Source organism: Marinobacter profundi (genome assembly GCF_002744715.1).
Classification (GTDB): Bacteria; Pseudomonadota; Gammaproteobacteria; order Pseudomonadales; family Oleiphilaceae; genus Marinobacter; species Marinobacter profundi.
Window position 1 is genome coordinate 90,888 of the sequence record NZ_KZ319372.1, and the last position, 25,791, is coordinate 116,678.

The window sequence follows — 25,791 nt, forward strand, 5'->3', positions numbered from 1 at the left end:
AGCTATGCCAGACAGATCCGATAACGAACGACGCCCGCCTCCTCCTCCTCCCGGATCCATTCAATCCGGTGACCGGTCAGCTCACACAGCACCTGTAGATCCCGGCGGCCGCTGGGGTCGTCGGCAAGGAACTCGACCTGTGTCCCGCTGGGTAACCCTTGGGTGCGTTTCTTGAACCGCAAAATCGGCAGCGGGCACACCAGACCGACGGCGTCGATCTGGTATACCCCGGACTGATCAGTCAAGGCGCACGCTCTCACTGATGGCCTGTTCCGCTGAGGACCAGCCAAACTGGCTCAGAACGACCGGGGCGAGAGAGGCAATCACCAAGGCTGCGACAAAGGCGCCAATCATAACCTTCATGATGAGCCTCCTTTGCCTTGCCTGGCTTCGACCTCGGCGACCCAGAGGTCGTGGTGCTGGCGTGCCCACTCGATATCAACCTGACCGTTGCCCATGGCATCGAACGCACCTTCCATACCGACCGTACCGATATAGATGTGGGCGATGATGGCCACCATCATCACGAACGCCACGATCGAATGCCAGATGTTGGCGTACTGCATCTCCTGGTGCGGTGCCAGGTCAGTCGGGAGACTGGTGCCCAGAATGCTGTTGATGAGGCCAAAAGTGTCGGCAAACATCGGCATCTGGAACGGGAACAGCAGCGACAGCCCGGACAGGGACACGGAGACGCCCAACAGCATGACGGTCCAGAAAATGATCTTCTGACCGGCGTTGAACTTCTTGGCCGGAGGATGGGACTTGGTAAAAATCCCGCCGCCTGCCTTGATCCACTGCCAATCCAGCTTGCTGGGGATGTTGTGTGTCACCCACATCACAAACGTCATGACAAGGCCCAGCATAAAGGCCCAGGCAATGTTGTTGTGAAGCCACTTGGACCCGGCAGCCAGCGGCGCAAAGGCGTCAGCCCCGATAACAGGGATCAGGAAACTGCGCCCCATCAGGGTGATCAGCCCCGTTAAACCGAGCGCGATAAATGAGCCCGCCAACAACCAGTGGCCGAAGCGTTCGATGGCCTTGAAACGTTCAATGGTCGTGCCTGCGGGGCCGCCATCGATCATGATCTTGCCGCGAACGAAGTAGAACACCACAAGCAGGACGACGATGCCCAGCAGGGCCAAGCCGCCGTAGGTGATGACCGGTCCTTCCCGCAACTTGTACCAGGCAATGCCTTCATCCTGGATCATCACGCCATTGGCGGGGCCGGGTGACTGAACGGTGGGATCAATTTTGTTATAGCGGATAGAGCGCCACACCTCGGCATCCGAGACTCCGCCCCGGGTGCCGAGTTGATCAGTCATCGGTGCCGCCCTGGCAGGGTCGCCCAGGTTTTCAGACCGAAAGGACTCGTCGACCTTCAACTGTTCCTGGCGGCGCAGGATATCTTCAAGGGTTTGCGCGCCCCCGGTCGCTGTCCGGTCAACCGCAGGGGCCTCTTCCGCCCATGCAGGGCTGAACGCCAGTACCGTCAGTGCAACGACCGCTGCACCCAATAATTTAAAGTTCATGTGAGCACTCCAACGGAATCAACAAGAAGAATTCGTTGCCTCAGTGGATTCCGGGGCCGGAGGGGCCCCGGAACACTCAGACTGGCTTATGCACCCTTCTTCTCGTAGGCCGTGCCCCATCCCCATGCGCCGGAACCGAAACCACGGTTCACCACACGCTGGCGATAAATGTCCGCCACCTCGTTGCCATCACCGGCCAACAGGGCTTTGGTCGAGCACATTTCCGCACAGAGTGGCAATTTGCCCTCCGCAATGCGGTTACGTCCATACTTGGAAAATTCGGCTGCCGAGTGGTCTTCTTCAGGACCGCCTGCACAGAACGTGCATTTGTCCATCTTGCCCCGGCTGCCAAAGTTGCCCGCTTGCGGGAACTGGGGCGCGCCGAACGGGCAAGCATAAAAACAATACCCACAACCGATACACAGATCCTTGGAATGCAGCACGATGCCGTCCTCGGTCTGGTAGAAGCAGTCCACCGGACAGACGGCCATGCAAGGCGCGTCTGAACAGTGCATGCAGGCTACCGAGATCGACCGCTCGCCCGGCTTGCCATCTTCGATGGTTACCACGCGGCGACGATTGATGCCCCAGGGAACTTCGTGCTCGTTTTTACAGGCCGTTACGCAGGCATTACATTCGATGCAGCGCTCGGCGTCGCAAAGGAATTTTGCTCTTGCTTGTCCTTCAAGTGCCATGGTCTACACCTCTTGTTATGCTGGTTCGATTGCACACAGGGTGCACTTGGTCTCTTGCATCTGCGTGACCGAGTCGTACCCGTATGTCTGAACGGTGTTAGTGGATTCACCCAGTACGTAGGGATCGGAGCCTTTGGGGTACTTGTCCCTCAGGTCCTTTCCTTCCAGGTGCCCGCCGAAGTGGAATGGCATGAAGGCTACGCCCTCTCCAACCCTTTCGGTAACCATGGCCTTCACTTTGATTCGAGCGCCCTCGGGGCCGGAAACCCAGACGTCGTTGCCGTCACGGATATTGAGGTTATTCGCGTCACGCGGATTCACCTCAATGAACATGTCTTGCTGCAGCTCCGCCAGCCAGGGGTTTGACCGCGTCTCGTCACCGCCACCTTCGTATTCCACCAGTCGGCCCGAGGTCAGAATGATGGGGAAGTCCTTGCTGAAGTCCTTCTTCTGAATGGACTCGTAGAGGGTCGGCACCCGCCAGAACGTCTTGTCCGCGTAGGTCGGGTAGTCTGCCACCAGGTCACGGCGATTGGTGTAGAGCGGCTCGCGGTGCAGCGGCACCGGATCCGGGAAGTTCCAGACGATGGCGCGGGCCTTTGCGTTACCAAAGGGCGCACACTCGTGCTTGATTGCCACCCGCTGGATACCGCCGGACAGGTCCGTTTTCCAGTTGGTCTCGGGGCCTGCCACTGCATCAATGCTGGCACGCTCTTCGGCCGTCAGGTCCTTATCCCAGCCCAGGTCCATTAGCATCTGCATGGTGAACTCGGGGTAGCCGTCCTTGATTCCGGAGTCTTTCGAGTACACCCCATCGGCCAGCAGGTTGTTGCCGTTATGCTCGACACCGAAGCGGGCCCGGAAGGTGAGGCCACCCTTCGACACCGGCACTGACATATCGTACAGCACGTGCGTTCCCGGATGATTCATCTCCGGCGTACCCCAGCAAGGCCAGGGGAGACCATAGGTATCACCATCGCAGGGGCCACCGACCGCACGCAAGGTGGTCTTGTCGAAGTGGTGCTGGTTGGCCATGTGCTTTTTGAGGCGCTCGGGCGATTGACCGGTGTAGCCGATGGTCCACATGCCGCGATTGAATTCGCGAGTGATGTCTTCAACCGACGGCTCGTTGCCTTCAATGGCAATGTTGCGGAACATGCGGTCGGTGAAACCGAACTTGTCCGCAAACAGCTTCATGATTTCGTGATCAACCTTGGAATCAAACAGCGGCTCGACAACCTTTTCACGCCACTGGAGCGACCGATTGGAGGCGGTCACCGAGCCCGAGGTTTCGAACTGGGTGGTGGCGGGCAGCAGGTAGGCGCCGTCCTTGCGGTCGTGCAGCACTGCTGAAACGGTGGGGAAAGGATCCACCACGACCAGCAGGTCCAGCTTCTCCATGGCTTCTTTCATCTCGAGCATGCGGGTCTGGGAGTTGGGCGCGTGGCCCCACAGCACCATCGCCCGGGTATTGTCGGGCTGTTCGAGGTTTTCCTTGGCTTCCAGAACACCGTCGATCCAGCGGGATACCGGGATGCCCTTCTCGTTCATCATGGCTCTGGATTTGCCGTTCTTGTCCCACACGGCAAAGCGGCCCTTCAGCCAGTCGAAGTCTTCCTCCCACACCCGTGCCCAGTGTGCCCAGGAGCCTGCCGCCAGGCCATAGTAGCCGGGCAGGGTATCGGCCAGGACGCCGAGGTCGGTAGCACCCTGAACGTTGTCGTGACCGCGGAAGATGTTGGTGCCGCCGCCAGCCACACCCATGTTGCCCAATGCCAGCTGCAGGATGCAGTAAGCGCGGGTGTTGTTGTTGCCATTGGAGTGCTGGGTGCCACCCATGCACCAGATGACCGTTCCGGGGCGGTTGTTGACCAGGGTCCGGGCAACGCGCTCAAGTTGTGCTCCCGGAGTGCCGGTTACACGCTCGACCTCCTCGGGATTCCAGCGTTCTACTTCCTTGCGGATGTCGTCCATGCCGTACACCCGGGTACGGATAAACTCTTTGTCTTCCCAGCCGTTTTCGAAGATGTGCCAGAGAATGCCCCAGACCAGCGCCACGTCTGAGCCTGGCCGGAAGCGCACATACTCATCCGCATGGGCGGCGGTCCGGGTGAAGCGCGGATCGCATACGATGAGCGGCGCGTTGTTTTCTTCCTTGGCCTTCAGTACGTGCAACAGCGACACCGGGTGCGCCTCGGCCGGGTTGCCCCCGATAATGAAAATGGCCTTGGAGTTGTGGATGTCGTTGTAGGAGTTGGTCATCGCCCCGTAGCCCCAGGTATTGGCTACGCCGGCGACCGTGGTTGAGTGGCAGATCCGGGCCTGGTGATCGACGTTATTGGTGCCCCAGTAGGCCGCGAATTTGCGGAAGAGATAGGCCTGTTCGTTGCTGAACTTCGCACTGCCCAGCCAATACACCGAATCTGGGCCGCTCTCTTCGCGGATCTGCAACATCTTGTCGCCGATTTCATTGATCGCTTCGTCCCAGGAGATCTTCTGCCACTGGCCGTCGACCATTTTCATGGGGTACTTGAGGCGACGTTCGCCGTGGGCATGCTCACGTACCGAAGCGCCTTTGGCGCAATGGGAGCCAAGGTTGAACGGGCTGTCCCAGCCCGGCTCCTGGCCGGTCCAGGTGCCATTCTGGACTTCTGCCACCACCGTGCAGCCAACCGAGCAGTGGGTACACACGGTTTTTTTAAGAACGACTTCCCCGCCTTCGGTCGACGGGGTCGCAGCTTGAACCCGCCCCGACGTCAGCGACAACGCCGCCAGGCCACCCACTGTTACACCGGAGGCCGCCAGAAAACCACGACGGTCCATGGTTTTGGCAGCGAGGGATGAAAGTAAAGATCCCGCACGGGAGCCTTTCGCTACCCCGTTGGTCTTCTTCCGTAACATGTCACCTACCTCTCTCTTTTTATTCTCGTTTTTCCGGAGGTGTGATCATTCAAGGGCATCACGCAACCTTGAATGATTCACGCGTCCTCAAAAGCGAGCCGATTCGAAATATTTACGTGTGTGCTCCGTGTCACGCAAACCGCTGCTTTTGGGGGTCTCTTTAACCACCTCGGCTGCGGCGTTTGGTGCAACGGCCATTGCAACGGCAGCCGGAGCTGCGGCTGCGGCCATTTGCAGGAAACGGCGACGGCTGTTGTCACGCTTCGGGTTGTCCATCGGACTCCTCCACCTGAGTTAGGGGATCGGGTCGATCCCGGTTATTGAATTGCAAAGGCATCAGCCTCTATGGCCATGAACGCTCGCCCCAGCGAGCCCACAGGCGCGTAGAAGACTGCGCTTTGCGCTCCTTCCAGATCGGTAAAAAACAACGCCGCCCACTTTGCCATGTGTGCGTCAAAAAAGGCTTTTTGTGACGAAAGATCGCTGTCGCTCGCGAACTCGCCGGTAATGATGCCCGCCATGATTTCACACAGCGTGCTGATATGGTCTTCCGGTTCCTTGACGCCCTCACTGGCCTTGATGCCCCGGGCCATCAGGTCGGTACGCAAATCCGCGAGCGGCTTCTCGTTCAGGAAGCCGGTCAGGTAATAACTGGCATAGGGCAACAGCTCACCACGGCCAACGCCGATGAAGAGGTTGTTGAATTCCCGTTCGGCGTCACGGGAGGTGGTGCGTTGGGCAAGGGCAGCCAGGTTCTTGTAGGCGGAGCCCAAAGGGGTGTCGTCACCCGGCAAGGAAGCCAGCCCTTTGAGCAGCTCACTCGAAGGTGGACCGCCCAGCAAGACAGCCAGCAATTGATAGATCCGGGCCCTCGCGCGGTCCTCTTCAGAGATTGAGCGAGGGCATTGAAGTTCTGCGGTGTTAGCCAAGCCTTGTTCCTTAGAATTGTTGTGCAACTTTCGAACAATTAATTTTAAGTTATAGTCTTAACCGGTGTCCGGTGCAACAGTGCTGCCGGGTTCTAGGTGTCAAAGCGCATTCGCGGGCGATAGCGCGGCTCCGGCTCCACCCCGGCTTTGGCAGAGGCAGACTCGACAGATTGATTGCTGATCGGGACTTCGAGCGGCGCTTCACGCTCCGGTTCACTCCCGGCGTCGGCAAGGGCTGCCTGTTCCGGTTCGGGGGCGTTAGCGTCCGGCGCCTCGGCCGGGTTTTCGATCTGAACTACGTCCTGTTCATCACGACGGGCTTTCTTATCGAACATACCCTGTCCCACTTTATACAGGGTGTTCACGCTTTTGGCGGCAAAAGCGGCATCGGTGTAGTCTTCATCGTAGTCATTAAGGCCGTCCAGCACGGCCAGCACCGGGTTGGTTTTCCACAATGCCCGTAGCGCCTTGCGGCGCAATAATTCGGGAATTTCTTTGCGCATGAAGCCTGTGACGTCCGCACCCAGTTCAAGGGTATCCGGGTCGGGCAGGCCGTACTTCTCCAGTACCTCACGCTCGGGCAGGGTTTCATTGATGAGGAGTTCCCGTTCCTCGGGGGAAGGCTCGGGATCATTGCCCTGAGGAGGGAGAGATTCGGCCTGTTTGCCCGCCTCGGCCTTTATGCGCGCCCAGCGCTGCAGACGTGACTCAGCCATTAGTGAACACTCGGTTTCTTGATATTGGAAGGGGCGCGGTAGACGTCACTCTCCTGGCGAATCCGCGGATCCCCTTTGCCGTCCTCTACGGTGTCGACAGCGACTTCATTACGACGGCGTTTCTTGAACGGCTCCTCGATATAGTGCATGTCGATGAATTCCTTGATCCAGGCCGCCAGCGACTCGGGAATCGGTACGGGTTCGACAATACTCTCTCCGCTGTCCAGAGAATCCAGCGCCTCATGGGCACTGGCGGTAACGGCGCTGACCACCCAGCCCGACGGAGACTGACCGGTCTGATCCTTGTCCATTACAACCCAGACTGACGGAACGGCCATATTCAGGGATACCAGATAGCCTTCCACATCGGCGCGGAACAATTCCATGGGCACTGTGCCCGCGTGGTAATCGACCACCTCGCCCTCGCGAACCAGCTCTTTCCAGAACGCCTCCGGAGCTCCCGGAATGACGGCTACAGGCTTCCACACCTCCTTCGCCCAGCGGGTTACCCCGGGCGAGCGGCGAACGACGGCACCAACCTGTAACTCCCGTTTCCAAAGTTCTGTACGACTACTCATGGCATTTCTCTTATTGTTCTTGCTTAAAGCTAGCAGGGCCCGAACAATTATCCAATTGTCCTTAAGTAAATGGCTGTGGCATGCTCGAAAGGCTAGACCGATACGTCTACGTATAACAACAACGAAAGAGTCAAATTCCTGATGACGGCATCCAAGACCCTACTGTTATGCACCTGCGATAGAACACAGTCCTTTGATCCCGAGGCGCTGCAGACGGCAGCGGCGGCTGAGCAGGTGGTCGTGGTGGATCAACTGTGCGGCAAGGATATGAAAACGGCAGCCGAGCACCTGGCGGGCAGTCGCGATGTGCTCATCGCCTGTGGTCAGCAGGCGGCGCTGTTCGAGCGTCTGGGCGAGGAGATCCAGGCTGAAATCCAGCACTCCGCGCCCCTGAGTTCCATTGACATCCGGGATCGCGCGGGCTGGAGCGCACCGCACGCCAACCCGAAGCGGCTGCATGCCAAACAGGCCGCCCTGATGGCGGCCGCCCAGTTACCGGCGCCCATGGCGCCAGTGAAAACCATTCACTCCAACGGTGTCTGCTGCATTGTCGGCCCCACCGAGCAGGCCGTCCGGATGGCGGAGCTGGTGCAGGACGAGCTGGGTGTCACCTGCATCGTGAATGATGCGGGGCCCATACAGCTGCCCTCCGCCGGTTACGACGTGGCGAGGGGGAAACTGACAACAGCAAATGGCGCGCTGGGTAACTTCAAACTGGAGTTTTCCCAGCTGCAGACGCTGAACCCCGCGGGTCGTGGCGAGCCCGGTTATGGCGAGGCGAAAGCCACCGCCCGCAGTGAATGTGACATCTTTATCGACCTGCGCGGCATGGGGCCGGCATTCCCCAGCCACGAGAAACGTAACGGCTACTTCTGGGCCGACCCGGCCAGGACCGGGGAGCTTGAGCGCATTGCCCTGACCGCAAGGGAGCTGGTTGGCGAGTTCGAGAAGACCGTGTATTTCCGGCTGGAAGAATCCCTGTGTGCCCATTCCCGGGCCAACCAGCCGGGTTGTACCCGTTGCCTGGACGTATGCTGCACCGAGGCCATTTTCTCTGCCGGCGAACATATCCAGATCGATTCGGATATCTGTGCCGGTTGCGGGTCCTGCACGGCAGTTTGCCCGACGTCTGCAATCACCATGAACGAGACCTCCTTCGAGGCCATCACCCGAAACCTGGAAGTGATGGCCCGGGTCTACCGTGAACATACCAATGAAGCCCCACGGCTGGTCTTTCACACCCTGGCTGCGGGGGCTGAGGCCATCGCCTACCTGGCCCGCTATGACGAAGGGTTGGCGGACGACCTGATCCCCCTGGGGCTGGAGCATATCGACCGGATCGGCCATGCCGAGATCATGGCCGCATTCGGAGCAGGCTATGCCGAAGTACTGATTCTGGCGGACAACGAGATCGACCGCCGGACGGTTACTGCCGAAGTTGAGCTGGCCCGGGCCATGCTTGCGGGCACCCATAACTCCCCGAGCAGGGTCCGGATTATCGAAGCCATCGAGCTTTGCGCCGCCGGCGACAATGCCGGGCGGGTAAGTGAACCGGTTCTGCTGGTTGGCGGCCGCCGTGACATCACACGGGTCACCGCCACGGCGATGGCGGACAGCATTGCGGCGCCGATCCCGTTGCCAGTGGGCGCACCGTACGGCGCGATCGAGATCAACTCCGATAAATGCACGCTCTGTCTGGCCTGCGTGTCGCTGTGTCCCACCGGCGCCCTCGGCGACCATCCGGACCGGCCCGAGGTTCGGTTCACCGAGAACGCCTGCGTGCAGTGCGGTATCTGCCAGAATACCTGCCCCGAAACGGCCATTACGCTGACGCCCCAGCTGGACCTGTCGAAGGACGCGCTGAGTGCCAGGCCCTTGCATGGCGAGGACCCGTTCGAATGTATCCAGTGTGGCAAGCCTTTCGGGGTTGCCAGTACCATCAACCGAATCGTTGAAAAACTGGAAAACCAGCACTGGATGTATACCAAATCAGACAACGTCCAGCTCATCAAGATGTGCGACGACTGTCGGATCAAGGCCCAGTACCACGGGGATAACGCACCCATGGCAGGGGGCGAGCGCCCCCGGGTTCGCACCAGTGACGACTATCTGGACAGCTAAACCAAACAGGATACAACATGGTTCAATACACCGAAGTAGGAAAGGCCAACCTGATTGGTACCGACGCGCCCCGGCCACAGGACAAAAATCCGCGGGGCATTGATCGCATCATTGCCATCGCCTCGGGCAAGGGTGGGGTGGGCAAGTCCACGGTAGCGTCGAACCTGGCGGTCGCGCTGGCCTCGAAAGGCCTGAAAGTCGGCCTGTTGGATGCCGATGTCTACGGCCCCAGCCAGCCCCGCATGCTGGGTGTTTCAGGTCGCCCGTCCAGCCCGGATGGCCACACCATCCTGCCGTTGCGCAATCACGGGGTAACCCTGATGTCCCTTGGCCTGATGGCTCCGGAAGACGAGGCCATTGTCTGGCGCGGGCCGATGCTGATGGGTGCCCTGCAACAGATGATGAACCAGGTGGATTGGGGCAGGCTGGACGTTTTGCTGGTAGATCTTCCTCCGGGTACCGGTGACGTGCAGATGACCCTGAGCCAGAAATTCTTCGTTGCCGGCGCCGTTGTGGTCTCGACGCCCCAGGACATTGCCCTGATGGACGCCCGCAAGGGCATCGACATGTTCAACAGGATGGAGGTGCCACTGTTTGGCCTGATTGAAAACATGGCCTCGTTTGTCTGTGACGGATGCGGCAAAGAACACCATCCGTTCGGGCACGGCGGCGCCCGGGCCGAGGCGGAAAAGCTTGGCGCACCCTTCCTGGGGGAGATTCCGCTGGATCTGGATATCCGGGTTGGCTCGGACGGCGGCGTGCCGATTGTGGTGTCGAAGCCGGATAGCCCGCAGGCGAAGGCTTTCCAGCGCATCGCCGATGAAATTATCGCCTCTGACGTCTACGCCCGGGCCATCCGATGATCCAGTCACCCCGGTTTCCGCCGTTGCTCACAGGCGAAGTGGTGTCCAGGCATACGGATCCTTTCGATAAGGCGGTCAGCCGCGCTATCGCCGGAGTCGACTCGGGAACGATTTTCTACTCGGAGGCGCCGGACGCCCTGCGCGCGGCTCTGGTGCTGGCGCCGGAAACACCCCTGGAAGAGGCGATTCTGGCCGTCTATGTGGCCCAGGTCGGCCTGGCCGAGAGTCTGGGCGCGCTTGCCCCGCCGGAAGTGCCTGTGCATTTCCAGTGGCCTGATCGCATCAAGGTGAATGGTGCGGTCTGCGGCAGCGTCCGCTTTGCGGCAAATGTGTCGGATCCCGATGCGCATCCCGACTGGCTGGTCATCGGTATTGATGTGCCTTTTATTCCTGCGAGCGGCGAGCCGGGCGAGAACCCGAATCAAACCTGTCTGTATGAGGAAGGCTGCGTCGATATTACGCCCATCGCGCTGTTGGAGAGCTGGTCCAAGCACACCCTGTTGTGGCTGACCTATTTCATGGACAGCGGGTTCGAGCGGGTACATAACGAGTGGCGGCCACGCTGTGACACCCTGGGTAAAATGATCGACTACCCCAGGCCCGGACTCTTTGTCGGGCTGGATGAAAAAGGCCGCATGCTGTTGCGTGAGGGGGTCATGACCGAGACCCTGAGTCTGATTAAATTTGCGGAGCACCTATGAAACTGGCGCGAACCCTGCGACTGGATGTATCCGATGAAAACGTCTTTGAAAACCCTGCCCCCAGCGGTGAGTGGGCTATTTCCGGCGGGTTCGAATTTTCCAACTGGACCGAAGCGGACCTGAAAGGCAAGGCCCGCCAGGCGTTCAGCAACGGTTGGTACAGTATTGAGTCTGGCGGCCGCGCCAGTTTTGTGGGTGTTTGCGATATCACCGAAGCCGAACTGGAGCAGTTGCGCAGGACCCTGGCGCAAACCTTTGTCGAGATTTACGGCGCGCCGGATATCGACGCGGCCTATCCCGTCGCCTGCGAAGAAATCGACCAGATGCGAACCATGTGTGAGGACTTCGAGGACAACACCCTGCTGATGGTCAGCCGCAGGCTGACCGAGCTTGGTGTCGAGGAAACCTACCGTTCCAGCGCCCCGCAGGATGCCTCGCTGGAGGCCTTTGCGGTGCACGGCAGCGTCGATTGATTACAACCCGAAGCTGCCGTAGGGAATGAACCGCACCGGGGTTCCCGGCTCGATCTGCCGGGCACTCTCGTCCAGGTCCACCAGCCCCTCGGACCAGGCCAGACCGGTGACCCGGCCCGAGCCTTCCGAACCGAACACCTCAACTTGCCCGTCACGAACCCGGGCCCGCAGCATCTCGCTGCGTCCCGGCTTCTTGTTCTTGGAAAAGTTGGCAGGTACGAAATAGCCCTGGGGTTCGAACCATTCGGCCCCTGCCAGCAGCGCCATGGCGGGCGCACCAAATCGTAGCGCGCAAACCCAGGCGGCAACCGGATTGCCCGGCAACCCCACCACAGGCGTGCCTTTGAACATGGCCAGCGCCAGCGGGCGCCCCGGCTTGATCGCGATGCGCCAGTTGCTGATCTCGCCATGGGCTTTCAGGGTTTTCGACACATGGTCCTCGTCTCCGGCGGAAACACCGCCACTGGTGAGGATCAGATCGCATTGCTCTGCGCCACGCTCCAGTGCCGCTGTGACGTCTTCGGCCCGGTCCAGTGCATGGCCCAGGTCGACCAGTTCGTAGCCCAGCTGCGTGACCAGGGCGCTCAGCATCGGGCGGTTGGCATCGTAGATCTGCCAGTCGGTGACCGGGGAGCCCACCGGCTTCACTTCATCACCCGTAGACAGTACGCCGACACGAAGCCGCTGATAGACATCGACGGACTCGACCCCGACACTGGCGAGTACCGAAATCTGGGTAGGGGTCAGGCGGGTACCCGCCGAGAGAATCCGGTCCTGGGCCTGGATGTCCTCGCCGGCCAGGCGTCGATTGGCTCCCGCCTTCAGCGTGCCGTTCAGGTGCAGCTGGCCATCAATGACCTCGCAATCCTCTTCCAGGACCACCGTGTCGGTGCCGGCCGGCATCACTGCACCGGTCAGGATGCGGATCGCGTGGCCCGCGGGAACCCGGTCCCGGTACGGTTCACCGGCGGCACTGCGGCCATCCACCAGCGGCAGGGCGCAAGGCACCTCGGTCAACGGTCCCGCAAACGCGTAGCCATCAACCGCGGAATTGCTGCTGGGGGGGTGGGCTCGTGGCGCGTGGACATCGCTGGCCAGTATCCGGCCATTCAGCTGCGACAGCGGGACGTCACGCTCCACGGCCACCACCGGATGCAAGCGTGAACGTAACCGCTCCAGGGCTTCGTCCACCGGCGTCCAGTTCACCCCGGGGGGCAGGGCAAAGCAGTCGTTGCGAAGCGGTTTCATGCTGCTCCCGTTACCGGTGCGCTCGCTCCTGGTGCCTTCATTCTTGATGCTTTTATTATCGATAGTACCGTTCATGACTGTTCACGCGTCAGAATAAAGTCAGTGATTGCGGGTACGTTGTTCAGGTCGAAAACCGGGCCCGCAAAATCTGCGGCATAGTCCGCTGCCACTGCAACAATGCTGGCGTCCTGCGGATAAAGCGGGTCGTGCGAGCTATCCCGCCGGTGCACTTCAATTTTGGGATGCGCATGGGTCTTGAATCCCTCCACCACCACCCAGTCGCAGGGACCCAGCCGGGTCAGCAACTCATCCAGTGTCGGCTCTTTGGCGCCCCGGAGCTCGTGCATGATGGCGAAGCGCTGACCACCGGCCAGGATGACTTCCCGGGCACCGGCCTTGCGATGTTTGTAGCTGTCTGTTCCGGGTTGATCTACATCCACCAGGTGATGGGCATGCTTGATCGAGTTGACGGTTAACCCTCTGGCGGATAACTCACGAATCACTGCGCTGGCCAGAGTGGTTTTTCCTGAGTTTTTCCAGCCCACGATGCCGATAACGTTCATTTCAGATGCTGCTCCGCCCAAGCCAGGTCTTCCGGCGTATTAATATTGAAAAAGTCGCCCTCATCAAAGATGACCAGTGTTTCACCCTGAGCCTGTGTCCACTGGCGGATCTTTCGCACCCCGTCGTTCAGCGCGGCTCTCAGCTCATGCCGCAGCGAGACCTGCCAACGGCCAAAGGTTGGTTGTGGCACCCGGCCACGCTCCGGGTCCGGTGTCGCTGCCAGCACCACCGGGGTGTCGTATCGGGACAACCGTTCCACCAGGTCCAGCGGAAATGAGGGGGTATCGGCGGCGACGCTGATCAGCCAGTCATGGCCCTGCTCGGCAGCCCAGTCCATCCCTGCCAGCACGCCGGCCAGGGGGCCGGCATAGTCTGGGACCGAGTCGGCCACCACCGGTAGTCCGAGGTCATCAAACCGGTTCAGGTCCCCGTTCGCATTCAATACCACGGCGTCCACCTGTGGCGTGATCCGATCGATGACGCGCTGGATCAGGGACCTGTCGCCCAACATCAGTCTGCCTTTATCGCCACCGCCCATGCGGTTGGCCTGGCCACCGGCCAGGATGACGGCGCACTCAGTCATGTTCTGCCCCTTTTCTGCGCATTTTTTTGTCTTCCTCCGGAACCTGCGACAGGTCCTGATCGAACACCAGGCGGTGCTGGCCGCTGAGGCAGGTAAATTTCCTGCCCCGCATCCGCCCGATCAGCGTCAACCCGACCTGCCGGGCGATATCGACGCCCCAGGCAGTGAAACCGGACCGGCTGATCAGGGTCGGGATGCCCATCAGGGAGGTTTTGATCACCATTTCGGAGGTCAGACGGCCCGTGGTGTACAGTACTTTGTCGGCCGCAGCGATGTTGTTCTGGTGCATCCAGCCTGCGATCTTGTCGACGGCGTTGTGGCGCCCGACATCCTCCATATAGGCCAGGATCCGGCGGCCCTGGCACAACGCAGTGCCGTGAATGGCACCGGTTTCCATATACAGGCTGGGCGTATGGTTGATCTGGTAGGAGAGATCGTAAAAGGTGCTGGTGTGCACCGGTGTATCCGGCAATGACAGCCCCTCAAGGCCTGCCATCATGTCACCGAAAACGGTGCCGACAGCGCAGCCGGAGGTGCGGGTTTTCTTTTCCAGTTTGTCTTCGACGTCTGTGACGCTGGCGGTGCGCACCACCGCGACTTCCAGTTCTTCGTCGTAATCGATCCCGGTGACCTGGTCCGTCTCTTTCAGCATGCCCTGGTTCAGCAGAAAGCCAAGGGCCAGGTACTCCGGGTGATCGCCAATGGTCATGGCCGTGACAATCTCCTGGCTGTTCAGGTAGATGGTCAGGGGGCGCTCTTCGATCACGCTGATCGATTTACCCTCACCGGTTTCGTCAATGCCCTCCACTGCGCGGGACAGCCGAGGATCTTTGGGGTCGGGAAGCAGGGGATCAATCGTCATTTTTGTTATAGCCCTTTCATGCACACCGTAGAGTGGAAGAGTTACGGAGATTGTCAGAGATTAGCCTATTTGGCATTCGGGAAAAACAGCTGCTTGTCGGCAATAAAAAACCCCAACATTGCTGGGGTTTTTTATTGGTCAGGGAAAACGAGGAGTCGTTTAGTGGTTTACCACTCAGTAGACCTACTTCGCGTTCGGGAAAAACAGCTGTTGTCCGTTCACCTTGAAGTCGGCAATGGCTTGTTGGCCATCCTCGGAGATCAGCCAGTTGTGCCATTGCGTGGCCAGGTCGTGCTTGAGGTGAGGATGCTTCTCCTCGGAGAGCAGCAGGCTGCCGTACTGGTTGAACAGCACATTGTCGCCTTCAAAAAGCAGTGTCAGGTTCTGACGGTTGCCGAATGCCACCCAGGTGGCGCGATCCGACATCACATACGCATCCATGGCGGCGGCGGTGTTGAGCGTGGGACCCATGCCGCTGCCCAGTTCACGGTACCATTCGCCGTCCGGTTCGACGCCGGCGTTCTCCCACAGGCGCAGCTCGGCGCGATTGGTGCCGCTGTCATCACCCCGTGAAGTGAACGGTGCCTCGGCTTTGGCGATAGCCGCGAATGCTTCGGCTGCACTTTTCGCGTCACGGACATTTGCAGGGTCATCCGCAGGGCCAATCAGAACAAAGTCGTTGTACATCACATCAGCACGCTCGGTGGCATAGCCGTTCTCGATGAACCGCTGTTCGCCGGCGGTGTCGTGCACCAGCAGGCTATCGGCGTCGCCGCGACGGGCGAGCTCAAACGCCTGTCCGGTACCCACCGCAACCACTCGCACCTCGATACCGGTGGCTTCTTCAAACTTCGGTAAAATAGCGCCAAAAAGTCCCGAGTTCTCGGTGGAAGTTGTCGAGGCCAGGGTGATGTAGTCTTCGGCGTGGGCACTGAGCGCCAGGCCCATGGCGGTCACGCCTGCGAGTACCAGGTTTAAGGTCTTTTTCATCTTGTTTTTTCCATTTTTGGGTAAGGGCATCCATTGGGCAACGGCAACGTCATCAGCGCCGGACTACTCGACCAGTTCACCGGCAACAAACGCCTGCGCCTCTGGTGAGACGGGGGTGTTAAAAAAGGCTTCTGCGGGGGTGTGTTCGCGGACTTTTCCACCCGAGAGAAACAGGACATCGCCGGCAAGGCGCCTGGCCTGATGGATATCGTGGGTGGTCATCACGATGCGGGTTCCCCGCTGGTGAAATTCGCGTACCGCGGCCTCTACGGCTTTGATGGCCGCCGGGTCAAGCGCGGAGGTGGGCTCATCCAGGAACAGCACCTGGGGTGAAAGTACCCAGGCGCGCGCCAGTGCCAGGCGCTGTTGCTGGCCGCCGGAAAGTACCCGGGCGGGTTTGTTGGCGCAGGCTGACAGGCCAAACCGCTCGAGCGCGTCAAGTGCCAGCTTCGAACGTACTCTGCGCGGGATGTTATTCACTGCCAGTGCGTGAATCAGGTTGGCGACGGCGGAGCGACGCAACAACACCGGTTGCTGGAACACCATCGCCTGGCGCGGGCGACCTTCACCTGACCAGGCGATTTTTCCTTCCGTAGGGGAGAGCAAACCGTGCGCCAGCCGCAGCAGCAGGCTCTTACCTGCGCCGTTTGGCCCCATTACCAGGGTAGGCCCGATGCCATCCAGGGTGAACGAGCAGGGGCCCAGCAGCAGCTTATCCTCGTGGCTGAAGGCAACGCCTTCAAAGCACAGCGCTGGTGGCGGCATAACCGCCGAGGAGGCGAGGAGGGAGGCGTTCAGTGAAGTCATCCGGCCCGCCTCCTGGTCCGTTCACCGACCCAATAGGCGCCTGCATTAATCAGCATGACCAGCGTCAGCAGCACAATGCCCAGTCCCAGTGCCAGCGGCAGGTTGCCCTTGCCGGTTTCCAGCACGATGGCGGTCGTCATCACTCGGGTAACCCCGTCTATGTTGCCGCCTACCATCATTACCGCGCCCACTTCGGCACTGGCGCGTCCAAAGCCGGCAAGCAGGACGGTCAACAGCGCAAAGCGGGCATCCCACAACAGGGTCGGCATCATGCGTCCCCGTGACATACCCAGTGAAACAAACTGTTCCCGGTACTCCCCCAGCATCTCTTCCACCTTCTGGCGCGAGAGTGCGGCCAGGATTGGCAACACCAGGACCACCTGGGCAATGACCATGGCACCCGGTGTAAACAGGAACCCCAGTTCACCCAGCGGCCCTGCGCGGGAGAGCAGCAGATACACCATGAGCCCGGCCACCACCGGGGGCAGCCCCATCAGGGCATTGAGCACGACAATCACCCCGCCGCGCCCGGGGAAGCGCCACAGTGCCACGGCGGCACCGAGTGGAAAGCCAAGCACAGCTGCAATCAGTACCGCCAGAAGCGACACCTGCAGCGAAAGCACCACGATCTGAAACAGCGAGGCGTCGAGGTTTACCAGTAACGATAACGCCACATAGAACGCATTATTTTCCACAGCTGCGTCTCCTTGTTATTGAGCATCGTGGCGTTTCTGGCTACGCTTTGCACAGCCTGCTGAAAAATATGCAGCCAAAAACAGTCTGGTGCTTTACCGGACGGCAGGAGAGCGCGATGCCCCTTCCTACTTACCTCACCACGGCCGAGGCCGCCGAGTATCTGCGCCTGAAAGAGCGCAAAATCTACGACCTGGTCAGTCAGGGCGTTATTCCCTGTGTGCGGGTGACAGGAAAACTGTTGTTTCCACGTCAGCGTATCGACCTGTGGTTGATGAACCATCTGGAGGGTGACGACGCCGTCAGCTCTCCGACCCCGCCGGTACTGGCGGGCAGCCAGGACCCGTTGCTGGAGTGGGCGGTGAAGGAGAGTAATGCGGAACTGGCTTTGCTGTGTCAGGGCAGCGGTGATGGCGTACAAAGACTGATCGACGGGCGTGCTCTGCTCGCCGGTACGCACATCTGGCATGCTGAAAGCCAGCGCTACAATGATCCTGCCACATTGGGGCTGAGCGGGATGCGCGACCTGGTGCTGATCCGCTGGGCAAAGCGCCAGCAGGGGCTGCTGCTGGCCGCCGATAACCCTCATCAACTGGCACGGCTTGAGGATATCGCCCGTCCCGGCATACGTCTCGCGCATCGCCAGCCCGATGCCGGTGTCAGCCATTTGCTGCAGAGTCTGCTTGCGCGCCACCGCATCGATGCCTCGCAGCTCACCTGGGCTGCCCACCCGTCACTCAGCGAGGATGACCTCGCCCTGGCCATCCGCCAGGGCGAAGCGGATGTTGGTGTGGGGATCGAAGCTGCGGCGCGGCGTCAGGGGTTGGCCTTTATCCCGCTGCAGCAGGAGCATTTCGATCTGGCCATGCGCCGGCGCCATTATTTTGAACCGGCCGTGCAACGGCTGCTGGCGTTTGCCGGTTGCGAGCGCTTTGTCCAGCGCGCCGAGGCGCTGGGCGGTTATGACATCAGTGAATTGGGACGGGTCGTGTATAACGCCTGATCGGCGCCAATACTAAAATAATAAATAGACGGGTGAATCAGGAGCCGGCATGCCCATAACCCGAAAAGATCTGGTAAAAGAACTGAGTGGGTCGCTGGGTGATATCGGCACCCTGCTGCCGCTGAGTCTTGGGGCTATAGCCGTCGCAGGACTGGCTCCGGTGCCCGTGCTGTTGGGCTTTGCTGCATTCTATATTGCAACGGGGCTGTATTATCGCCTGCCAGTACCGGTGCAGCCCATGAAAGCCGTTGCCGCGTTGTTGCTGACGGCCCAGGTGAGTTCCCAGAGTCTGGTGGCCAGTGGCGTGCTGATCGGGATCATCTTGTTGCTGCTGGGTTCAACCGGATGGATTAACCGGATGTCCCGTCTGGTACCCGGCTCAGTGCTGAGCGGCCTTCAGTTGGGGCTGGGGCTTTTGCTGGCCAACATGAGCCTGGGGTTGATGGCTGCCTCCCTGCCGGTGGGCCTGGTCACCTTGGCGGTACTGGTCGTTACCCTGAAACTGTGGCCGCATTTGCCGGTGACGCTGATCGGACTTGCGGTGTCGGTTGCCCTTGGCACAGTGATTGGGGCACCGGGACTCAGCTTTCATATGCCGGACTCGGTAACCTTCGCCTTGCCTGAACTGCCAGACATAAACGATTGGCAGCAAGGGTTTGCCGTTTTGGTGTTACCCCAGCTGGCCCTCACGCTAACCAATGCCATCTTGCTTACCGCGTTATTGGCCGGGGATTACTTCGGTGAGCAATCCCACCACGTTTCGCCAGCCCGGCTTTCGGTGAGTACCGGCCTGGCCAACCTCTTGCTGGTGCCGTTGGGTGCCTTACCCATGTGTCACGGGGCAGGTGGCCTGGCGGCGCACTATCGCTTCGGGGCCCGGACCGGCCTGGCACCCGTTATGCTGGGAATTTTTCTGCTCATGGTTGCCCTGATACCGGGCGGCCTTTCCGTCATCGCGGCAATTCCGGTGGCAGGGCTCGGCGCCTTGTTGCTGGTCGCCGCGGTGGAGCTGGCTTCGTCGAAACGTCTCTGGACAGCCAAGCCGTCTTGCTGGCCTGTCATCGCAATAACAGCACTGGTTACTGTCTGGGCCGATCCGCTGTTCGGGCTATTGGGCGGGGTGGCTGCGGAAACGGTGAGGGCGGCTTGGGTGCGTAGAGGGCGGACAGGTTCTCAGCAGGGTTAGCAAGCAATGCAGGGCGGCTGGGAAGTCAGGTCATCTCACCGAACGTCTTGCGCCAATCCCGTGGACTCACGTGGTGACGTTGCTTGAAATGCTGACGGAACGACGTTGCTGTATGGAAGCCGATCCGTTCTGCAATGGCTTCGACAGACAACGATGTGGTTTCCAGCAACTCACGTCCTCGCCGTAATCGTTCACTCACCAGCCATTCCACCACCGTCATGCCGGTTGCCTTCTGAAAATGGCGCGTGAAGGTGCGCCGGCTCATGGACGTGCGAGCGGCCAGATCATCGATGGTATGAGTGTCGGCGAGGCTTTCACGCAAATAGTCCAGAAGCCGGTTGATGTGGGCATCCTGGGTGGAGATCGCTACCGGTTGCTCGATGAACTGGGCCTGGCCGCCCTCCCGGTGAGGCGGAACCACCATAAGACGGGCAATGGTGTTGGCGGTCCTCGCACCGTAATACTCACGCACCAGAAACAGGCAGCAATCCAGACCGGCAGCCGTTCCGGCGGAAGTGACCAGCCTGTCGTCCTCCACGTAGAGGGCGTTAGTATCCAGATTCACCTCCGGGAACCGCCCGAGAAAGTCCTGCTCGGCCAGCCAGTGGGTTGATGCTCGCTTGTTGTTGAGTAAACCCGCATAGGCCAGGGCATAGGTTCCGTAACAAAGGCCCACTACATGGGCGCCCCGCTCATTGCAGCGGACCAGCGCTTCCGCCAATTCGGGCGGTGGTGTTTCGCTCAGGTCATGCCAGCCGGGCACCACCGCAATATCAACCGTATCCAACAGTTCCAGGCCGCCATCCGGCTGCACAGTCATTGCCCGCTCGGATTCCAGAGGCTTTCCCTCCGGCGCCACAATCAATAACTCGAACAGCGGGCCTTCAGGCAGGGAAATGCTGAATACCATGTAGGGCACCGAGAAGTGGAAGGGGCTGAATTGCGGGTGAAGGATCAACCCGACTCTGGGTAATGCCACGATATCGTCCCTGTGGTTCATTTAGCCCAATGATAACGGCTTGGCCCGATTGTTTCGATGATTGTCTTTCAGGTCAGTATTTGTGTTAGCCACACCACCCTAAACTTGATCCTGTCAACGAAACACTCTATTGGAGGATGAACACCATGTTGATCAAAACCTTCGCTGGTACTCTGGCGCTGGCTTCCGTTGTCCTGGCCGGCGGTGCCTTCGCCGCATCCGGCGATCAGGAATCCATCCAGCAGATTCAGCACATTCGTAATGCCACCGTAAAGGTCACCTACGGGGAAACGACGTTTCTGATCGATCCCATGCTGGCGGACCAAGGTGCCTATCCGGGCTTTGAGAACACTTATCGCAGTGAACTGCGCAATCCGCTGGTCGGGCTCCCGATGGCGGCGACGGATGTGGTTATGGGTACGGACGCAGTGATTGTGACCCACACCCACCTGGATCACTGGGACGATGCGGCTCAGAAGCTGTTGCCGAAGGACATCCCCTTGTTCGTCCAGCATCCGGCTGATGCGGAACTTATCCGGTCACAAGGCTTCGAGGATGTACGCATTCTGGATGACACGGCGGAATTTGGTGGCGTGACACTGCACAAAACCGGCGGTCAGCACGGTTCCGATACTCTCTATGCCGTTCCCGAACTGGCCAGGGCGCTTGGTGAGGTGATGGGCGTGGTTTTCGAGGCAAAGGGCCAGAAAACCACCTACGTGGTGGGTGATACCGTATGGCGGGATGAAGTGGTGCAGTCGCTGGAGCGTTTCCGTCCGGAAGTTATTGTGCTGAACACTGGCGCTGCGGAGTTAACCGGCTTTGCGGGCGACCCGATCATCATGGGTAAAGCAGACACTTTGCGGGTACACCGTGCCGTACCGGAGGCCTCCATCGTAGCTGTGCACATGGATGCGGTTAACCACATGACCCTCAGCCGTGAGGAACTGGCCGATTTCGTGCAGGACGAAGGCATTGACGAGCAGGTTTCGATTCCGGCGGATGGCGAGACTTTATCGTTCTAACCAGAAGGCACCTGAAACACTCTACCGAGAGAGGAGCAGTCAAATGAGCAAGCGAGCCGTTATTGTTGTTGATGTCCAGAATGAATATTTCGCCTCCGGCAAACTGCCGCTGGTGAATATTGAAAAGGCTGCAGCCAACGCAGCGCGGGTCATAGCCAAGGCGCGTCAGAACAAAGACCTGCTGGTGCATGTCCACCATGAGTCCCTGGACCCGAACGCACCGTTTTTTACGCAGGGCACTGATGGCGTCCAAATTCACGAATCAGTGGCACCCCGTGGCGATGAGCCGGTGATCCTGAAGAACTATCCCAACTCGTTTTTGAACACCAACCTCAAGGAGTTGCTGGAAACCAACGGCATTGAGGAAGTGGTGGTGATTGGTGCCATGAGCCACATGTGTATCGAGGCTACCAGCCGCGCGGCGTCGGACTTTGGCTACAAGGTCACGGTACTGGAGGATGCCTGCGCTACGATGGATCTGGAATTCAATGGTGTGACGGTGCCAGCGGCACAGGTTCATGCCACTGCTATGGCGGCTCTTGGGTTTGCCTATGCGGGCATCCAGTCCACCGGGGATGAGCTGTAACGATATAACCTTTTGGATCTGCTCTGTTGCGCTGGTAATCAGGAACGCTGAACAGCCACGTCGTCGTGTCCAGGCCAAAGCTTCTCGGGCGATAAAGTGGCCGAAATAGCATGGACACAGCCATAAAAAAGGACCCGCGCTTTCACGCAAGTCCTTCTTGAATATGGCGCGCCCGAGAGGATTCGAACCTCTGACCTCTGCCTCCGGAGGGCAGCGCTCTATCCAGCTGAGCTACGGGCGCATTCGAAGTTGCCGGCTGTGCGTCAATTTCGAGTGCGCAATCTTACGTGTGCAGCGGTAATCTGTCCAGCCCCTGTGGAAGCCTTTTCGTTACGGGTACATTCCTTCGGGGGTGAGGTTGACCAGGGACTGGTCATTTCCTACCGAAACCTCGCCATCCTGGATGGTGAACTGCAGGGTCATGGTCCGTTCGGCCATGGCGGCCAGGGCTGTGGTAGCATCCTGGGGCAGGTTGATGACAGTGAGGTTGTGGAAGCGGGTCAGCTTGTTGTGGTGCTTTTCCCACCACAGCGGGACCGCCCGGCCGCCATAGGTGTACAGAATCACCTGCTTCGAGCGGTTGCAGGCTTTGCGCAGGCGGCTTTCATCGGGCAGGCCGAGTTCAATCCACAGTTCAATCTCGTCACTCAGGCTCTTCTGCCATAATTCCGGCTCGTCGTCGGTGCTCAGGCCCTTGGTGAATTCCAGCTGGTCACTGGCGTTAAGCGCGAAGGCGAGCAGGCGGATCATCATGCGCTCATCGGTTTCCGACGGATGACGGGCGATCGTCATGTGGTGGTCGGCATAGTAATGCCGGTCCATGTCGGCGATATTGAGTGTCGCTTTGAAGATGGTTGCTTTTAGCGCCATGGGGCCTTCCTGCATTGGAGTCGGTCCGGGAATTTGGGCTAGTGTAATGCAATTGGGGATCAGCAGAGAAAAACAGCATGGTGATGTTGCGCGGTTTTCTGGTTTTGACGGCGTTTTTTGTGATCGGTGAGGCGTTACGGGTGATGCTGGCGTTGCCGATCAGTGGTGGTGTGCTGGGCATGATCCTGCTGACGCTGCTGCTGATGGTGCGTGGTTCGATCAGTGACAGCCTGGCCAATGCCAGCCAGGCGCTGATTTCAGTGCTGGTGCTGCTGATCATGCCGGGGGTGGTGGGTGTGTTTTTCCAGGCCGATCAGTTCGCCTCCGAATGGCTGGCGATTGCGCTGGCCCTGTTGGCGGGTACCTTCCTCAGTGTGCTGACCACGCTGTGGGTCATGCAGCGGGCGGTGGCGGGGCGGCCAAAGGCGGGTACCGGTGAGTGAGCTGACGACGCGCTATCAGCTGCTGGCGGACCTGCTGGCGAGTAGCCCGGTGCTGGCTATTGCGCTGACCCTGGGAGCGTTTCTGGCGGGCAGCTGGCTGTTCCGGCGCCTCGGGCAGCCCATCTGGAGCCCGCCGGTCCTGCTGGCCGCAGTGTTGCTGAGCCTGGCTCTGGTGGTGCTTGCGGTGGATTTCCGCGACTACCGCAACGGCGCCCAGTGGCTGACGGTGCTGCTGGGCCCGGCGACGGTGGCCCTCGGGGTGCCGCTGTACCAGCAGATGCACCATATTCGTGCCCTGTGGCGTCCCATTCTTATTACCCTGCCCATTGCCGCAACCATGGCGGCGGTCTATGCCATTGTGATTGCCCGGCTGCTGGGCGCGTCCCCCGAGGTACTGGCCTCGCTGGCACCCAAATCGGTGACCGCGCCGATTGCCATCGGCATCACCGAGCAGCTGGGCGGGTCGGTGTCGCTGATGATGGGGGGCTTGCTGATCACCGGGGTGGTGGCCACCCTGTTTGTGGAGTTCATCGCCCGTCGCCTGGCGATCCGCGACGACCGCATCCTGGGCTTTGCCCTTGGCATCAACGGCCATGCCATCGGCACGGCCAAGGCGTTCGAGATCAGCCCGACGGCGGGTGCCTTTGCGTCCCTGGGCATGGGGCTGACGGGGGTGTTTACCGCACTGATTCTGCCCGTGGCGTTTCGCCTTTGATCCTGCCGGCCCTGAAACCGTTTTCTGTGACGGAGGCTTACTGTGTCTGACCCACAACTTCCGAACTCTCTAACGAATCCTCAGCTGGGCCGACTGCAAGTTGATCACCTGCAAATCCTTCAGCAGCGTTACGAGCAGGCGATGGCTGCGCACGGCTATGACGCTCTGCTGATCAGCTCCGGGGCGGCGCCGTTGCGTTACGGCGATGATCAGGCCTGGCACTTCCAGGGCTACGGCCCCTTCCTGCACTGGACCGGCCTGGTGGGGCGAGAGCACTGCTGGTTGCTGGTCCGTCCCGGGCAGCGCCCGGTGCTCTGGCTCTATCAGCCGGTGGATTTCTGGCACGCCACCTTGACCCTGGCGGACGAGCCCTGGCACGGGAGTGTCGATATGCGCACCGTGGATCAGCAACTGCCGGCGGACCTGCCCGGGTCGGGGCGGCAGGCGGTAATCGGCGATCCGGCGGTCATTGCGGCGGTGGCAGGGGATCACAACCCGCAAGCCCTGTTGCCGGCCCTGGAGGAAACCCGGGTCCACAAGACCCCCTACGAGATTGCCTGTCTGACGCAAGCCAGTCGCGTCGCCCTGCAGGGCCATAATGCGGCGCGGGACGTCTTTCTGGCCGGTGGTAGTGAATTCGACATCAGCCTGGCCTACCAGCAGGCCACCGGGCAGCGGGAGGCAGATGCCCCGTATCACAGCATCATCGGGCTCAATGCGCACGCTGGCACGTTGCATTACCAGTACTACGATACCGTTGCCCCGGCACGGCACCGCAGCCTGCTGATAGACGCCGGGGTAAGGTACCGCGGCTATGGCTCGGACATCACCCGCACCACCGCGGGACCGGGTGAGGGCCGCTTTGCGGCGCTGATCCACGGCCTTGATCATTTGCAGCAGCGACTGTGCGGAATGGTGGCGCCGGGGGTGAGCTACCCGGACCTGCACCACCGCGCCCATCTCGGCCTGGCGGCCCTGCTCGGGGCGGCCGGCCTGGTCCGTGGCCTGGATGAAGACGCGATGGTTGCGCAGGGCATTACCCGGGCGTTCTTCCCCCATGGCGTTGGTCACTTTCTGGGGGTTCAGGTTCATGATGTGGCAGGCAAGCCGGCGCCGCCACCGGCGGATGCGCCTTTCCTGCGGCTAACGCGGACGCTGGAGCCGGGCATGGTGGTAACGATTGAGCCTGGCCTGTATTTCATTCCCTCGCTGCTGGAGCCCTTGCTGACGGGGCCGCTGGCTAAGCACCTGAATGCCGGGCTGATCCGTGAGTTGCAAGGCTGCGGCGGCATCCGCATTGAGGACAACGTGGTGGTGACAGCGGCAGGCGGGCGCAACCTGACCCGCGAGGCCGGCGGCTGACAACGGACGACTTTCGGCCCGGTTGCACAAATTTAACGCAACGGGGTTGCATTTCTAGATGGTAATGACAATAATTCCCACTAAGTTCTTCAGGACGGTGGGATCGTTATGTATGTATGCCTGTGCCACGGGGTAACCGACCGCGACATCCGCGAGGCGGCAGATAATGGCTGTTCTTCCATGCGCCAGCTCGGTAACGAGCTCGGGGTGGGTCGCCAGTGCGGGCGCTGTGCGTCCACCGCGCGGGAGATCCTGCGGGAAAGCCGGACTCCGGACTACCTGGCCCTGGCCAACATGCTCGCCCAACCCGCCTGACCTCACGCTCTGCCGTATCCCCAAAGCCGGCCGCACCGCCGGCTTTTCTGT

General features: G+C 60.3%; 30 protein-coding genes and 1 tRNA gene. 12 read left to right on the top strand and 19 right to left on the bottom strand.

Translation table 11 applies throughout. The features are described 5' to 3' along the window. Window positions 1–2: 2 nt before the first annotated feature. The 9 genes from CLH61_RS12370 to CLH61_RS12405 form a co-directional block, all read right to left on the bottom strand. A complete protein-coding gene (locus CLH61_RS12370) occupies window positions 3–245 on the bottom strand; it encodes a sulfurtransferase TusA family protein (protein WP_099615061.1) in 243 nt (80 codons plus the stop codon). After that, on the bottom strand, window positions 238–363 hold the full coding sequence (locus CLH61_RS18635; RefSeq protein ID WP_265734789.1) for a hypothetical protein: 126 nt from the start codon (window positions 361–363) through the stop codon (window positions 238–240). Before CLH61_RS18635 ends, CLH61_RS12370 begins: the two co-directional genes overlap by 8 nt. Beyond that, on the bottom strand, window positions 360–1,532 hold the full coding sequence (locus tag CLH61_RS12375; RefSeq protein ID WP_099615062.1) for a formate dehydrogenase subunit gamma: 1,173 nt from the start codon (window positions 1,530–1,532) through the stop codon (window positions 360–362). The genes CLH61_RS18635 and CLH61_RS12375 overlap by 4 nt, the downstream gene beginning before the upstream one ends. Window positions 1,533–1,618: 86 nt before the next feature. Then, window positions 1,619–2,227, bottom strand: a complete 609-nt coding sequence (gene fdh3B / locus CLH61_RS12380; RefSeq protein ID WP_099615063.1) for a formate dehydrogenase FDH3 subunit beta — start codon at window positions 2,225–2,227, stop codon at window positions 1,619–1,621. A gap of 15 nt (window positions 2,228–2,242) precedes the next feature. Then, window positions 2,243–5,128, bottom strand: a complete 2,886-nt coding sequence (locus CLH61_RS12385) for a formate dehydrogenase subunit alpha (protein WP_099615064.1) — start codon at window positions 5,126–5,128, stop codon at window positions 2,243–2,245. A gap of 87 nt (window positions 5,129–5,215) precedes the next feature. Then, the gene (locus CLH61_RS12390; RefSeq protein WP_099615065.1) at window positions 5,216–5,404 is read right to left on the bottom strand and encodes a twin-arginine translocation signal domain-containing protein; all 189 of its coding nucleotides are present in this window, start codon (window positions 5,402–5,404) and stop codon (window positions 5,216–5,218) included. A gap of 41 nt (window positions 5,405–5,445) precedes the next feature. Beyond that, window positions 5,446–6,057 carry a TorD/DmsD family molecular chaperone gene (locus tag CLH61_RS12395; protein WP_099615066.1) on the bottom strand — a complete coding sequence of 204 codons (612 nt, stop codon included), beginning with the start codon at window positions 6,055–6,057 and terminating at the stop codon, window positions 5,446–5,448. Window positions 6,058–6,149: 92 nt separating this feature from the next. Beyond that, on the bottom strand, window positions 6,150–6,773 hold the full coding sequence (locus CLH61_RS12400) for a DUF3306 domain-containing protein (protein ID WP_099615067.1): 624 nt from the start codon (window positions 6,771–6,773) through the stop codon (window positions 6,150–6,152). Next, window positions 6,773–7,351: a DUF3305 domain-containing protein gene (locus CLH61_RS12405; protein ID WP_099615068.1), complete on the bottom strand. Its 579-nt coding sequence runs from the start codon at window positions 7,349–7,351 to the stop codon at window positions 6,773–6,775. Before CLH61_RS12405 ends, CLH61_RS12400 begins: the two co-directional genes overlap by 1 nt. Window positions 7,352–7,492: 141 nt before the next feature. Here CLH61_RS12405 and CLH61_RS12410 point away from each other — a divergent pair, with 141 nt between their 5' ends. Genes CLH61_RS12410 through CLH61_RS12425 form a run of 4 tightly spaced genes read left to right on the top strand, consistent with a single transcriptional unit; the run spans window position 7,493 to window position 11,509 of the window. Further along, window positions 7,493–9,472 carry a 4Fe-4S binding protein gene (locus tag CLH61_RS12410; RefSeq protein ID WP_099615069.1) on the top strand — a complete coding sequence of 660 codons (1,980 nt, stop codon included), beginning with the start codon at window positions 7,493–7,495 and terminating at the stop codon, window positions 9,470–9,472. Window positions 9,473–9,489: 17 nt separating this feature from the next. Further along, complete coding sequence (locus tag CLH61_RS12415; protein WP_099615070.1) at window positions 9,490–10,335, top strand: Mrp/NBP35 family ATP-binding protein; 846 nt, start codon at window positions 9,490–9,492, stop codon at window positions 10,333–10,335. Then, window positions 10,332–11,036 (top strand): biotin/lipoate--protein ligase family protein, encoded by a 705-nt coding sequence (locus CLH61_RS12420; protein WP_099615071.1) that lies wholly within the window; start codon window positions 10,332–10,334, stop codon window positions 11,034–11,036. The genes CLH61_RS12415 and CLH61_RS12420 overlap by 4 nt, the downstream gene beginning before the upstream one ends. After that, window positions 11,033–11,509 (top strand): DUF6505 family protein, encoded by a 477-nt coding sequence (locus tag CLH61_RS12425; RefSeq protein WP_099615072.1) that lies wholly within the window; start codon window positions 11,033–11,035, stop codon window positions 11,507–11,509. The genes CLH61_RS12420 and CLH61_RS12425 overlap by 4 nt, the downstream gene beginning before the upstream one ends. Here the strand turns inward: CLH61_RS12425 and CLH61_RS12430 are convergent, their stop codons facing one another. From CLH61_RS12430 to CLH61_RS12460, 7 genes are all read right to left on the bottom strand, one after another. Beyond that, complete coding sequence (locus tag CLH61_RS12430) at window positions 11,510–12,757, bottom strand: molybdopterin-binding protein (RefSeq protein WP_099615224.1); 1,248 nt, start codon at window positions 12,755–12,757, stop codon at window positions 11,510–11,512. 71 nt (window positions 12,758–12,828) lie between these two features. Further along, window positions 12,829–13,320, bottom strand: coding sequence for a molybdopterin-guanine dinucleotide biosynthesis protein B (gene mobB, locus CLH61_RS12435; RefSeq protein WP_099615073.1), 492 nt, complete (start codon window positions 13,318–13,320; stop codon window positions 12,829–12,831). Beyond that, a complete protein-coding gene (gene mobA, locus CLH61_RS12440; protein ID WP_099615074.1) occupies window positions 13,317–13,904 on the bottom strand; it encodes a molybdenum cofactor guanylyltransferase MobA in 588 nt (195 codons plus the stop codon). The genes mobB and mobA overlap by 4 nt, the downstream gene beginning before the upstream one ends. Further along, complete coding sequence (locus CLH61_RS12445; protein WP_099615075.1) at window positions 13,897–14,766, bottom strand: formate dehydrogenase accessory sulfurtransferase FdhD; 870 nt, start codon at window positions 14,764–14,766, stop codon at window positions 13,897–13,899. Before CLH61_RS12445 ends, mobA begins: the two co-directional genes overlap by 8 nt. A gap of 183 nt (window positions 14,767–14,949) precedes the next feature. Next, the gene (locus CLH61_RS12450; protein ID WP_099615076.1) at window positions 14,950–15,756 is read right to left on the bottom strand and encodes an ABC transporter substrate-binding protein; all 807 of its coding nucleotides are present in this window, start codon (window positions 15,754–15,756) and stop codon (window positions 14,950–14,952) included. A 63-nt stretch (window positions 15,757–15,819) separates the two neighbouring features. Next, window positions 15,820–16,563 carry an ATP-binding cassette domain-containing protein gene (locus CLH61_RS12455; protein ID WP_099615077.1) on the bottom strand — a complete coding sequence of 248 codons (744 nt, stop codon included), beginning with the start codon at window positions 16,561–16,563 and terminating at the stop codon, window positions 15,820–15,822. Beyond that, window positions 16,560–17,258 carry an ABC transporter permease gene (locus CLH61_RS12460; protein ID WP_099615078.1) on the bottom strand — a complete coding sequence of 233 codons (699 nt, stop codon included), beginning with the start codon at window positions 17,256–17,258 and terminating at the stop codon, window positions 16,560–16,562. Before CLH61_RS12460 ends, CLH61_RS12455 begins: the two co-directional genes overlap by 4 nt. 116 nt (window positions 17,259–17,374) lie before the next feature. Here CLH61_RS12460 and CLH61_RS12465 point away from each other — a divergent pair, with 116 nt between their 5' ends. Next, window positions 17,375–18,259: a helix-turn-helix transcriptional regulator gene (locus CLH61_RS12465; protein ID WP_099615079.1), complete on the top strand. Its 885-nt coding sequence runs from the start codon at window positions 17,375–17,377 to the stop codon at window positions 18,257–18,259. Window positions 18,260–18,308: 49 nt separating this feature from the next. Beyond that, window positions 18,309–19,445, top strand: a complete 1,137-nt coding sequence (locus tag CLH61_RS12470; protein WP_099615080.1) for a putative sulfate/molybdate transporter — start codon at window positions 18,309–18,311, stop codon at window positions 19,443–19,445. A gap of 25 nt (window positions 19,446–19,470) precedes the next feature. Here the strand turns inward: CLH61_RS12470 and CLH61_RS12475 are convergent, their stop codons facing one another. Further along, on the bottom strand, window positions 19,471–20,424 hold the full coding sequence (locus tag CLH61_RS12475; RefSeq protein WP_099615081.1) for a GlxA family transcriptional regulator: 954 nt from the start codon (window positions 20,422–20,424) through the stop codon (window positions 19,471–19,473). Between the two features lie 146 nt (window positions 20,425–20,570). Here CLH61_RS12475 and CLH61_RS12480 point away from each other — a divergent pair, with 146 nt between their 5' ends. Both CLH61_RS12480 and CLH61_RS12485 read left to right on the top strand, forming a co-directional pair. Next, the gene (locus CLH61_RS12480; RefSeq protein WP_099615082.1) at window positions 20,571–21,449 is read left to right on the top strand and encodes an MBL fold metallo-hydrolase; all 879 of its coding nucleotides are present in this window, start codon (window positions 20,571–20,573) and stop codon (window positions 21,447–21,449) included. Between the two features lie 43 nt (window positions 21,450–21,492). Beyond that, window positions 21,493–22,035: a cysteine hydrolase family protein gene (locus CLH61_RS12485; protein ID WP_099615083.1), complete on the top strand. Its 543-nt coding sequence runs from the start codon at window positions 21,493–21,495 to the stop codon at window positions 22,033–22,035. Between the two features lie 164 nt (window positions 22,036–22,199). Here CLH61_RS12485 and CLH61_RS12490 read toward each other — a convergent pair. Continuing rightward, window positions 22,200–22,276: transfer RNA gene (locus CLH61_RS12490), tRNA-Arg, on the bottom strand. Window positions 22,277–22,365: 89 nt separating this feature from the next. Continuing rightward, window positions 22,366–22,905, bottom strand: coding sequence for a YaeQ family protein (locus tag CLH61_RS12495; protein WP_099615084.1), 540 nt, complete (start codon window positions 22,903–22,905; stop codon window positions 22,366–22,368). A 77-nt stretch (window positions 22,906–22,982) separates the two neighbouring features. Here CLH61_RS12495 and CLH61_RS12500 point away from each other — a divergent pair, with 77 nt between their 5' ends. From CLH61_RS12500 to CLH61_RS12515, 4 genes are all read left to right on the top strand, one after another. After that, a complete protein-coding gene (locus CLH61_RS12500; protein WP_099615085.1) occupies window positions 22,983–23,348 on the top strand; it encodes a CidA/LrgA family protein in 366 nt (121 codons plus the stop codon). Further along, a complete protein-coding gene (locus tag CLH61_RS12505) occupies window positions 23,341–24,063 on the top strand; it encodes an LrgB family protein (RefSeq protein WP_099615086.1) in 723 nt (240 codons plus the stop codon). Before CLH61_RS12500 ends, CLH61_RS12505 begins: the two co-directional genes overlap by 8 nt. Window positions 24,064–24,147: 84 nt before the next feature. Further along, a complete protein-coding gene (gene pepQ, locus CLH61_RS12510) occupies window positions 24,148–25,425 on the top strand; it encodes a Xaa-Pro dipeptidase (RefSeq protein ID WP_211289118.1) in 1,278 nt (425 codons plus the stop codon). 108 nt (window positions 25,426–25,533) lie between these two features. Further along, complete coding sequence (locus CLH61_RS12515; protein ID WP_099615088.1) at window positions 25,534–25,740, top strand: bacterioferritin-associated ferredoxin; 207 nt, start codon at window positions 25,534–25,536, stop codon at window positions 25,738–25,740. Window positions 25,741–25,791: the final 51 nt, after the last annotated feature.

Coding starts and splice junctions, on each gene's coding strand:
- CLH61_RS12430 (WP_099615224.1), bottom strand. CDS start 12,757: ATGAAACCGCTTCGCAACGACTGCTTTGCCCTGCCCCCCGGGGTGAAC.
- mobA (WP_099615074.1), bottom strand. CDS start 13,904: ATGACTGAGTGCGCCGTCATCCTGGCCGGTGGCCAGGCCAACCGCATG.
- mobB (WP_099615073.1), bottom strand. CDS start 13,320: ATGAACGTTATCGGCATCGTGGGCTGGAAAAACTCAGGAAAAACCACT.
- CLH61_RS18635 (WP_265734789.1), bottom strand. CDS start 363: ATGAAGGTTATGATTGGCGCCTTTGTCGCAGCCTTGGTGATTGCCTCT.
- CLH61_RS12455 (WP_099615077.1), bottom strand. CDS start 16,563: ATGACTTCACTGAACGCCTCCCTCCTCGCCTCCTCGGCGGTTATGCCG.
- CLH61_RS12405 (WP_099615068.1), bottom strand. CDS start 7,351: ATGAGTAGTCGTACAGAACTTTGGAAACGGGAGTTACAGGTTGGTGCC.
- CLH61_RS12445 (WP_099615075.1), bottom strand. CDS start 14,766: ATGACGATTGATCCCCTGCTTCCCGACCCCAAAGATCCTCGGCTGTCC.
- CLH61_RS12410 (WP_099615069.1), top strand. CDS start 7,493: ATGACGGCATCCAAGACCCTACTGTTATGCACCTGCGATAGAACACAG.
- CLH61_RS12390 (WP_099615065.1), bottom strand. CDS start 5,404: ATGGACAACCCGAAGCGTGACAACAGCCGTCGCCGTTTCCTGCAAATG.
- CLH61_RS12480 (WP_099615082.1), top strand. CDS start 20,571: ATGTTGATCAAAACCTTCGCTGGTACTCTGGCGCTGGCTTCCGTTGTC.
- CLH61_RS12485 (WP_099615083.1), top strand. CDS start 21,493: ATGAGCAAGCGAGCCGTTATTGTTGTTGATGTCCAGAATGAATATTTC.
- CLH61_RS12375 (WP_099615062.1), bottom strand. CDS start 1,532: ATGAACTTTAAATTATTGGGTGCAGCGGTCGTTGCACTGACGGTACTG.
- fdh3B (WP_099615063.1), bottom strand. CDS start 2,227: ATGGCACTTGAAGGACAAGCAAGAGCAAAATTCCTTTGCGACGCCGAG.
- CLH61_RS12385 (WP_099615064.1), bottom strand. CDS start 5,128: ATGTTACGGAAGAAGACCAACGGGGTAGCGAAAGGCTCCCGTGCGGGA.
- CLH61_RS12495 (WP_099615084.1), bottom strand. CDS start 22,905: ATGGCGCTAAAAGCAACCATCTTCAAAGCGACACTCAATATCGCCGAC.
- CLH61_RS12465 (WP_099615079.1), top strand. CDS start 17,375: ATGCCCCTTCCTACTTACCTCACCACGGCCGAGGCCGCCGAGTATCTG.
- CLH61_RS12500 (WP_099615085.1), top strand. CDS start 22,983: ATGGTGATGTTGCGCGGTTTTCTGGTTTTGACGGCGTTTTTTGTGATC.
- CLH61_RS12450 (WP_099615076.1), bottom strand. CDS start 15,756: ATGAAAAAGACCTTAAACCTGGTACTCGCAGGCGTGACCGCCATGGGC.
- CLH61_RS12515 (WP_099615088.1), top strand. CDS start 25,534: ATGTATGTATGCCTGTGCCACGGGGTAACCGACCGCGACATCCGCGAG.
- CLH61_RS12420 (WP_099615071.1), top strand. CDS start 10,332: ATGATCCAGTCACCCCGGTTTCCGCCGTTGCTCACAGGCGAAGTGGTG.
- CLH61_RS12415 (WP_099615070.1), top strand. CDS start 9,490: ATGGTTCAATACACCGAAGTAGGAAAGGCCAACCTGATTGGTACCGAC.
- CLH61_RS12400 (WP_099615067.1), bottom strand. CDS start 6,773: ATGGCTGAGTCACGTCTGCAGCGCTGGGCGCGCATAAAGGCCGAGGCG.
- CLH61_RS12470 (WP_099615080.1), top strand. CDS start 18,309: ATGCCCATAACCCGAAAAGATCTGGTAAAAGAACTGAGTGGGTCGCTG.
- CLH61_RS12425 (WP_099615072.1), top strand. CDS start 11,033: ATGAAACTGGCGCGAACCCTGCGACTGGATGTATCCGATGAAAACGTC.